Origin of the sequence: Gordonia sp. (in: high G+C Gram-positive bacteria), from assembly GCF_020438995.1 — a bacterium.
GTDB lineage: Bacteria > Actinomycetota > Actinomycetes > Mycobacteriales > Mycobacteriaceae > Gordonia.
In genome coordinates this window covers 1-9,623 of the sequence record NZ_JAGQTN010000204.1, presented here as the reverse complement: position 1 = coordinate 9,623, position 9,623 = coordinate 1, and the positions used below count along the sequence as shown (strand labels likewise).

Sequence of the window (9,623 nt, the reverse complement as noted above, 5' to 3'; positions counted from 1 at the left end):
GCAGATGTGGCGGCAGTCACTCCCGGACCTGTCGCAGTGGACGTCGAAGCGCCGCTGGGCATCATCACCCTGGCCGCTCCACGTCGGCGTAACCCCCTGTCGACCGACACGATGCGGGCGATCATCGCGGCCCTGCGTGAGCTCGGGGAGAACGACGAAGTCAGGGTGGTGATCGTGCGCGCCGAGGGGCCGGCCTTCTCCGCCGGCCACGACCTGGCCGAACTGCGCGACCGCACGCTGGAGGACGAACGCGCCGTATTCGACACCTGCGTGGAGCTGATGACCGCAGTACACGACCTGGACCGTCCGGTGATCGCGGAGGTGGCCGGCGCCGCATTCGCCGCCGGCTGCCAGCTCGTGGCCACCTGCGATCTCGCCGTCGCGTCGACCGAGGCCACCTTCAGTACCCCCGGCGTGCGGATCGGGCTCTTCTGCTCGACACCGATGGTGGCCCTCACCCGGGCGGTGGGCCGCAAGCGCGCGATGAAGATGCTGTTGACCGGCGATCCGATCGACGCGGCGACCGCCGCCGACTGGGGGCTGGTCAACGACGTCGTCGAACCCGGAGAACTGGCCTCGACGGTGCGCGGGCTCGCCCTGCGGATCGCCGGTTCGAGCCGGTCGACGGTGTCCATCGGCAAACGGGCCTTCTACGCGCAGGTCGACGCCGCCGAACCCGATGCCTACGCGTTGATGGCGGAGACGATGGCCGGCAATGCCGTCACCTGCGACGCGCAGGAGGGGATATCGGCGTTTCTCGGCAAACGGGCGCCGGTATGGGCCGACCGCTGACCGGTTCCGCAGCGGCGCGGGCGCGAGGACCCGTCGGCACTGTCGCCGGCGGGTCTTTTGTTTCGCGAACCAGATATGGTTCGAAAATTCTGGTGGTAACGAGCCGGAAACCGGTTGTTTATGTAGATTCACATGGCGGTAACACACCGGCCCTATCTTTCTCTCTTGTATACAAACCCTGTATACGCGGTTGAACCGCCCCGGGTGTTCAAAGATGATAATGCTGCACCGACGGAATTGCTTTCCGTGTTGTAGTCGCGGCATACCCGGTGTCATCAGAGATGCTCAAGAAAGGCTCCCTTATGCCGTCAGACTTCCCGACGCGGACAGGTGCGTCCCGCCGTAGAAACCCCCGCCGACTCGCCCTGGCACTGCCGGCCGCGTTGTCGGTGGTGGCTGTGGCGCTGAGCGCCTGCGGTGCCTCCGCCGACGACGAGAGCTCGTCGTCGGCCGCATCGTGCGTGGACACCTCCGGCAGTAAGATCAAGGTCGGCTCGCTCAACTCGCTGTCGGGAACGATGGCGATTTCCGAAGTCACAGTTCGTGATTCGATCAAGCTGGCGGTCGAGCAGATCAATGCCTCCGGTGGTGTGCTGGGCAAGCAGATCGAGTTGGTCGGCGAGGACGGTGCGTCGGAACCGACGGTGTTCGCGGAGAAGGCCGAGAAGCTCATCAGCGGAGACTGTGTGGCCGCGGTGTTCGGTGGCTGGACCTCGTCGAGCCGCAAGGCGATGCTGCCGGTGTTCGAGGACAAGAACGCCCTCCTGTACTATCCGGTCCAGTATGAGGGCCTGGAATCGTCGAAGAATATCTTCTACACCGGTGCCACCACCAATCAGCAGATTGTTCCCGCCCTGGACTACCTGAAGGAAAAGGGCGTCAAGTCCATTTACCTGGTGGGCAGTGACTACGTCTTCCCGCAGACCGCGAATCGGATCATCAAGGCATACGCCAAGGCGAACGGAATCGAGATCAAGGGTGAGGACTACACCCCGCTCGGCTCCACCGACTTCTCGACCATCGTCAACAAGGTGCGTTCGGCCGGTGCCGGGGCCGTGTTCAACACCCTCAACGGCGACTCCAACGTCGCGTTCTTCCGCGAGTACAAGAACGTCGGCCTGACCCCCGCCAAGATGCCGGTCGTGTCGGTGTCGATCGCCGAGGAAGAGGTGGGCGGCATCGGTGTCCAGAACATCGAGGGCCAGCTCACCGCGTGGAACTACTACCAGACCGTCGACACCCCTGCCAACAAGGCGTTCGTCGAGGCGTACAAGGCCAAGTACGGTGCCAAGAAGCCCACGTCCGACCCGATGGAGGCCGCCTACACCTCGGTCTACCTGTGGAAGAAGTCGGTGGAGAAGGCCAACTCGTTCGCGGTGCCGGACGTCCAGAAGGCCGCCGGCGGCGTGAGCTTCGACGCGCCCGAGGGCACCGTGACGATCGACGGCGAGAACAACCACATCACCAAGACCGCCCGGATCGGTGAGATCCGCAACGACGGCCTGATCTACACGGTGTGGGATTCGGGCAAGCCGATCGATCCGGACCCCTACCTCAAGGGTTACGACTGGGCCAAGGGCCTGGGATAGCACAGGCCTGGGATAGCACGGGCCTGGGATAAGGCGGGCCTGACAACCCTGTGACCGCTTCGGGCCGGTGCGGGCATTGCCGCGCCGGCCCGAAGTGCCACCTGTCGCCCTGCCGGGGTGACCGACGTAGAGAGGAAGAGGAGTGGAAACGCTGGTAGGTCAGACGTTCACCGGTCTGAGTCTCGGATCCATCCTGCTGCTCGCGGCACTGGGCCTGACGCTCACTTTCGGCCAGATGGGCGTCATCAACATGGCGCATGGCGCCTTCATCATGGCCGGTTCATACACCGCGTACACCGTGCAGGAGCACATCGTCTCCAATGCCGATGTGTCGCTGTTGGTTTCGCTGGTCATCGGATTCATCGTCGCCGGCCTGATGGGTGTGCTGCTGGAGGTGACGCTCATCCAGCGGATGTACGACAGACCGCTGGACACCTTGCTGGTGACCTTCGGCGTCGGGCTGGTGCTGCAACAGCTCGCCCGCGACATCTTCGGGGCGCCCGCCGTGTACGTCGACGCGCCCGGATGGCTCGACGGCTCGTTCGACATCCTCGGGGCCGTCGTCCCCAAGACCCGCATCTTCATCATGGTGCTCGCGGTGGTCTGCGTGTGCGCGGTGGCCGCCGCGATGCGCTACACCGCGGCAGGCCGCCGGATCAGAGCCGTCGTGCAACACCGCGACCTGGCCGAGACGAGCGGCATTTCGAGCCGCACCACCGACATCACCACCTTCTTCGTCGGTTCGGGGCTGGCGGGCGTCGCGGGCGTCGCGCTGACATTGATCGGTTCGACGAGCGCCAACACCGGAATGTCGTACCTGGTGGACGCCTTCCTGGTCGTCGTCCTCGGCGGACTCGGCCAGATCCGCGGTGCGGTGATCGCGGCATTCGCTCTCGGCCTGCTCAATTCATTCATTGAATACAGCACCACCGCATCGGTGGCCAAGGTCGTCGTTTTCGTCATCATCGTGATCGCATTGCAGATCAAACCGCAGGGCCTGTTCACGGTCCGGACGAGGAGTCTGGTGTGAGAAACAATCTGGCAAACAGCTGGAAGGTGTACGCCGGCTTCGCAATTGCCGCGATCGTGCTGTTCGCGATCGCTCCGGCGCTGCTGTCGGACTTCCGGCTCAATCAGCTCGGCAAATACCTCTGCTTCGGTATCGTCGCCGTCGGAATCGGTCTGGCGTGGGGGCGCGGTGGAATGCTCACCCTCGGTCAGGGCGTGTTCTTCGGTCTCGGCGCCTACATGATGGCGATGCACCTGAAGATCGCCGACGCCGACCTGCGCGGCCAGGATGTGCCCGACTTCATGCAGACCGCGGGCCTGACCGAACTGCCCGGCTACTGGGTACCGTTCGCGTCGCCTGTGGTGACCATCGTGGGCATCGTCGTCATCCCGGTGCTGGTCGCGGTGATCCTCGGTCTCGGCGTGTTCAAACGCAAGGTCAAGGGCGCCTACTTCGCGATCCTGTCGCAGGCGCTGGTGGCCGCCTTCGCGATCCTGCTGGTCGGTCAGCAGAAGACGACGGGCGGCAGCAACGGCATCAACCACTTCCGGAGCTTCTTCGGACTCGCGCTCAACGACCCGGCCAACCGGCGCCTGCTGTTCTTCATCACCGCAGCCACGTTGCTCGTGATCGTCGCCGTAACCCGGCAGATCATGTACAGCCGTTACGGCGAACTGCTTGTGGCAGTGCGTGATCAGGAAGAGCGCGTGCGGTTCCTGGGATATGACCCGGCCAATGTCAAGGTCGTCGCCTATGCGGTGGCCGCTCTGTTCGCCAGTATCGCCGGCGCGCTGTTCGTGCCGATCGTCGGCATCGTCTCACCCAACGACATCGGTGTGGTTCCGTCGATCGCCTTCCTCATCGGTGTGGCCATCGGTGGGCGCACCACGTTGCTCGGCCCGGTGCTCGGCGCGATCGCAGTGGCCTGGGCGCAGACGAGCCTGTCGGAGAACTTCCCGTCCGGCTGGACTTACGCGCAGGGCCTCATCTTCATCCTGGTCGTCGGGTTCTTCCCGGCCGGTCTGGCCGGGCTCGGCGCACTGGCCAAGCGGTGGAAACCGGCACCGGCCACATCGTCGGCCACCACCGATATCGCCACCGTCGCAACCGATTCCGGGAATTCCCCGGCAGAAGGAGCCAAAGCGCTATGAGCCCGGCAACCGATGTGAACACGACCACCGAACCGGAGCCGGTCGCCGGCGGCAACGCGGGCATGAGCAGCGAGTACCTGCAGATCCGTGACCTGAGAGTGGAGTTCGACGGTTTCCACGCCGTCGACGGTGTGGATCTGACCCTGATGCAGGGCGATCTGCGCTTTCTCATCGGGCCCAACGGCGCCGGCAAGACGACCATCATCGACGCGATCACCGGACTGGTGAAATCGACAGGCTCCATTCAGAAGTCGGGCGTGGAACTGGTGGGCAAGAAGGTCCACCAGATCGCCCGGCTCGGTATTGGCCGGACCTTCCAGACGGCCAGCGTCTTCGAGGAACTGACCGTGCTGCAGAACCTCGACATCGCGGCCGGTGCCGGACGTTCGGTGTGGACGATGCTGCGCCGGCGCCCGGCCGGAATTCCCGACGAGATCGCCGAGGCACTGGAGACGATCGGCCTGGCCGATCACCGTGAGACGAAGGCCGGCGTACTGGCACACGGCCAGAAACAATGGCTCGAAATTGGAATGCTGTTGGTGCAGAACGCATCTGTACTGCTCCTCGACGAGCCGGTGGCCGGGATGAGTGGTGAGGAACGCGAGGAGACCGGGCAGCTGCTGCGCCGTATCGGCGGTGAACGCACCGTCGTCGTCGTCGAACACGACATGGATTTCATGCGTTCGTTCGCGACGTCGGTGTCGGTGCTGGCCCGCGGCAAGGTGATCGCCGAAGGGTCGGTGGCACAGGTCCAGGCCAATCCGAAGGTGCAGGAGGTCTACCTCGGCACCGCCTCGGCCGTCGGGGCCGACGTTTCTGTGGAAGGGGAATGAGCATGCTGGTGCTGGAGGACGTGCGCGCGGGATACGGGCGTACCGAGGTGATTCACGGTGTGAGCCTTGAGGTTCCGGATGACGGAGTGGTCGCGGTGATGGGCCACAACGGTGCGGGCAAGACCACCCTGCTGCGGGCGGCGATCGGTCTGGTCAAGACCAACTCGGGAAAGATCGTGTTCGACGGCGAGGACATCTCGTCGCTGCGGCCCAGCGGCCGGGTCCGCCGTGGCATCGCTTATGTTCCGCAGGGGCAGCAGAGCTTTCCGCAGCTGACCACCGCCGAGAACCTGCAGGTGGTGGCCGACGGCCGCAAACGCGGAAAGGAACTGATCGACGAGATGCTCGACCTGTTTCCGGCGCTGAAGGATCTGCTCACGCGCCGCGCGGGTCTGCTCTCGGGCGGGCAACGCCAGCAATTGGCGATCGCGCGGGCGCTGATCACCGAGCCGAAGATGCTGATCCTCGACGAACCGACCGAGGGTATTCAGCCGTCGGTGGTCGCCGAGATCGAGCAGACGATCACCTCGCTGACCGAGCGGGGTGGCCTGGGCGTGCTGCTGGTGGAACAGCACATCGGTTTCGCCCTCGGCGCCGCCGAACGCTACTACGTGCTCGAAAGCGGCCGGGTCACCTCGTCGGGCACCGGTGGCGCCGGTGCCGAGCAGAAGGTGCGCGAGGCCATGACGATCTGATCGGGGGCGAATTCGGGGCGGTCAGCTGAATTCGGGGGACGATTCCAAAGGCGGGCGTCATGTCGGGGACCAAGGACAAGTATCGGATTCCACAGCGAGAATCGTTGTCGCAGCGCATCTATCGCGAACTGCGACGCGATCTGGCGGGCGGGGAGTTCGGGCCGGGGACGAGGCTGGGCGAGGAGCGGCTGGCCGAACGGTACCGGGCCTCACGCACCCCGGTACGCGAGGCGCTGGCGCGGCTGCTGTCCGACGGGTTGATCGAGCGGCGCGGCAACATCCTGTACCCGGTGCGACCCCGGCTCGACGGACTGCCCGAGTACTACGACGCACGTGCGCTCGTCGAGCTCGCGGGCCTGGACCGCGTCCGGGACGGGCGGGCCGACGGTCACGATCCGGTGATGCTGCGTCCGGAGCTGGACCGGTGGCTGGCGATGCGGGACGGACCGCTCGTCGCCGACATCGACTTTGCGATCGCCGACGATGCCTTTCACCGGATCCTGTTGACATCGTCGGGAAACGCGGCGCTGGCGGAGGCCCTGACAGTGTTGCAGAAGCCGATCAGGGCCGCGTGGTCGCTGGACTATCCGACGCCGGGGCGTGCGGAGATGATCGTCGCCGACCACGTGACGATCGCACAGGCACTCCTGTCAGGGGATCTGACCGGCGCCCGCGCCGCGCTCGCCGCCCACATCGACGACTCGCGGCGCCTCGTCGAGGTCGGGCTCACTTCCCGCGGCTGAAACCGCACCCCGCGAATCAAATGTCGCGACAACCGATTCGCGCGACGCGGTTCTGATCGCGGGAACCGGGGGAGTTGTCCACAGGCCGCCAGGTCGACGGCTGACAGGTGCGGGACCGTCGGGTACGGTCTGTTGCCCATGGGGCCGGGGAGTTCGGCACATCGCATGAATCGCGGCTGTGGGACAACCGGGGGAGGCGCTGCCCGGTCGGCGCGGGGATGAGGGGGCTGCGTGCTGCGCAGGATCATTGGGGTCGCTGTCGTGTCGGGGTTGCTGTTCGCGGGGATGGCCGGGCCGGGATTGATCTCGGGTGTGCCGGTGGCAGTCGCAGACCAGGGAAATGCGGCGGTCATTGAGAAGGTGGGCTCGTCGCTGGTATACGTCCGGACCCGGTTCATGGGCCGGGTGAAGGTGACCGACGCCGTGGGCGCGTCGTGGTCGGAATTGCTCGTCGTCAACGGGCAGTGCTCGGGATACGTGGTCGATCCGCGCGGATATATTGTCACGGCAGGCCATTGCGTGGACGGCGACGACGACGGGATCCGCAATGCGCTACGGATGAAGTCGGTCATCGACGTGGCGAGAACCCTTGGCAAGGACAGTGATTGGCTGCGCAAGAAATATGCGCAGGCGGTCGCCGAGAAGTGGCCCGTCATCGGTGCTGCCGGGGCCGGCTTTCCGATGGTCGAGGTGTCCGTACGGCAACCGGAGGGGCCGGCGCAGGTACTGCGGTCCTGGGCCGTCGCCGATGTGCTGGACTATCAGCGATTCACGGCCGGCGACAATGCCGTCATCAAAGTGAACCCGGTGAAAGAACTCCCCGCGCTGGTGGTTTCCGATGAGACGCCGACGCTCGGGGAGTCGGTGATCAGCGTCGGCTTTCCCGGTGCGGTGCAGCCGAACGCTGCCGGTGCCGAGGTGCCGCAGCCGTCGTACAAGACGGGGACGGTCTCGTCGCGGCAGGTCGACGATTCCGGTATCGCCCGGACGGAGGTCTCGGCGACGATGGGCAGCGGTATGTCCGGTGGGCCGACGGTCAATTCCGCCGGCGAGGTGATCGGCACCAACTCCTGCGGCAACTCGCTGCCGCAGGAGAACGACAGCTTCAACTTCATCACCGACAATCTGGCCCTGCGTGGCTACCTGTCGTCGAACAATATCGTTCTGGCACAACCGGAGTCGGAAGGCCGACGGTCGGTGTCGGCCTGGGCGGCACCGCTGGCCGGTGCGGTGGTCGTGGTGGTGGTGATCGTATTCATCGCGGTGCGGCTGCGTCGCCGGTGTTCGCGTATGCCCGCACCGGTTCACCCACCCGGTGTTCCTCCGCAAAGCCCCTACTACGCACCGCAATTCGCCGGATGGTCAGCGGTGTCCCCGATTCCGCGGTCCGGCCCGTCGGCGGTCGGGCACCCGGTGGCCCGACACGTGACACTCCCGCATGCGGTACCCCGGCGCTCGGTCCCCGGGTCGGTACCGTGAACCGATGCGGAGGATGTCGGCCCCGGATGCGGCGATGTACTGGCGATCGGCGATCATGCCGAGCGACCAGTTCGTCGTCTACTGCTTCGACGCCCCCGACCCCGCGGTCTCCATGGCTGAGGTGGTGCGGGAGTTGCGAGAACGGGCGCGCGGCGTCGGCGACCTGCGGCTACGGGTTCTGAACGTTCCCGGTGATCTCGACCGCCCGTATTGGGTGGGTTCCGGCGTCGGTCCCGAAGCGGTCGTCGTGTATCCGGTGCTCACCTGGCGCGAATGCCTCGACAGGATCGGCGAACTCAACGACGACCAGGTCGATCCATCCGAATCAGCTTGGCGTATACATCTTTTCGGGCCGCTCACCGGGGCTCCGAGGGGTTGTTCCGCCGGTGAGGGCCGGGCGATCGTGGCGGTCCTGCAGATCAGTCACGCGGTGGCCGACGGGCGCGGCACGGCGGCGATCTGCCGGGCTCTGTTCGGCGTGGTGCCGCCGCAGTATGGCGCCGGAGGTGACGAGCCCGTCTCCGGGTGGCTACCGTCGGCGCGGTGGGGAGCGGCCGCCCTGGGTGTGGCCCGGCTGCCGGTGTCGGTTGCCTCGATGGTCTGGCTGGGCCTGCGATCATTTGCCGAATACCGGACGGCCGTCCGTCGAGCACATCCGGAAGCGCCTGGGGTGGTGGGTGTTCCGGCCACCGAACTCAATCGGTCGGCCGGACCCGGGCGAACGTTGCGGGTGATCGTGCTCGATCGCCGTTCGCTGCCCCCTGGCCATAGCGTCACCGTAGCCGCGCTGACCGCGATCTCGTTCGCCCTCGATGAACTGCTCGGTCCGGTACCCCGGCGGACGGCCGAACTGACAGTCGGTCGACCACCGCGGCCGGGCGTGCGCAACAACTTCGGCAACGTCGCCGTCGACCTACACCAGGAGACCGACGACGTCGGCGTGCGGATGTCGAGAATCGCCGAGGAGGTGACCGCCGCGCAGCGTAAAGCGGCGGCTCGCGACCCCGTGGCGGAGTCCGCGTACCGGGCCGAGTCCGCCACCCCGGCGATCCTGGCGCACTGGGCGATCCGGCAGTTCGACATCGGCACCGGACCGGACACTGTCACCGGCGTGACCGTCGTGTCGACGGTGAACAGAGGACCGGCCGATCTGGCCCTGGCCGGCGGCCGTGTCCGGTTCACGACCGGCTTTCCCGCCCTGTCGCCGTGTCAGGGGCTCACCCACGGTGTGCACGGCATCGGCTCGGCGGTCGCGATCTCGGTCACGACGTCGCCGGAGATCGTCGACGTCGACGCCTACGTCGAGATGCTGCGTCGCGCGCTGGATCGGGT

9 protein-coding genes are annotated in these 9,623 nt (G+C 66.1%); all 9 read left to right on the top strand.

Features of this window, described 5'->3' with window-relative positions; genetic code table 11:
* Window positions 1–6: 6 nt before the first annotated feature.
* Complete coding sequence (locus tag KDB67_RS14770; protein WP_291017059.1) at window positions 7–792, top strand: enoyl-CoA hydratase; 786 nt, start codon at window positions 7–9, stop codon at window positions 790–792.
* A gap of 302 nt (window positions 793–1,094) precedes the next feature.
* A complete protein-coding gene (gene urtA / locus KDB67_RS14765) occupies window positions 1,095–2,381 on the top strand; it encodes an urea ABC transporter substrate-binding protein (protein WP_291017055.1) in 1,287 nt (428 codons plus the stop codon).
* Window positions 2,382–2,523: 142 nt separating this feature from the next.
* The gene (urtB, locus tag KDB67_RS14760) at window positions 2,524–3,411 is read left to right on the top strand and encodes an urea ABC transporter permease subunit UrtB (protein WP_291017054.1); all 888 of its coding nucleotides are present in this window, start codon (window positions 2,524–2,526) and stop codon (window positions 3,409–3,411) included.
* Window positions 3,408–4,541 (top strand): urea ABC transporter permease subunit UrtC, encoded by a 1,134-nt coding sequence (gene urtC, locus KDB67_RS14755; protein ID WP_291017052.1) that lies wholly within the window; start codon window positions 3,408–3,410, stop codon window positions 4,539–4,541. Before urtB ends, urtC begins: the two co-directional genes overlap by 4 nt.
* Entirely contained in the window at window positions 4,538–5,374 is an 837-nt protein-coding gene (urtD, locus tag KDB67_RS14750; protein ID WP_291017050.1) for an urea ABC transporter ATP-binding protein UrtD, read from the top strand. The genes urtC and urtD overlap by 4 nt, the downstream gene beginning before the upstream one ends.
* Before the next feature lie 2 nt (window positions 5,375–5,376).
* Window positions 5,377–6,069, top strand: a complete 693-nt coding sequence (gene urtE, locus KDB67_RS14745) for an urea ABC transporter ATP-binding subunit UrtE (RefSeq protein ID WP_291017057.1) — start codon at window positions 5,377–5,379, stop codon at window positions 6,067–6,069.
* 59 nt (window positions 6,070–6,128) lie between these two features.
* The gene (locus KDB67_RS14740; RefSeq protein WP_291017048.1) at window positions 6,129–6,812 is read left to right on the top strand and encodes a GntR family transcriptional regulator; all 684 of its coding nucleotides are present in this window, start codon (window positions 6,129–6,131) and stop codon (window positions 6,810–6,812) included.
* A 231-nt stretch (window positions 6,813–7,043) separates the two neighbouring features.
* Window positions 7,044–8,291 (top strand): serine protease, encoded by a 1,248-nt coding sequence (locus KDB67_RS14735; RefSeq protein ID WP_291017046.1) that lies wholly within the window; start codon window positions 7,044–7,046, stop codon window positions 8,289–8,291.
* 4 nt (window positions 8,292–8,295) lie between these two features.
* Window positions 8,296–9,623 (top strand): WS/DGAT domain-containing protein (locus tag KDB67_RS14730; protein ID WP_291017044.1); only part of this gene is annotated, 1,328 nt, incomplete at its 3' end.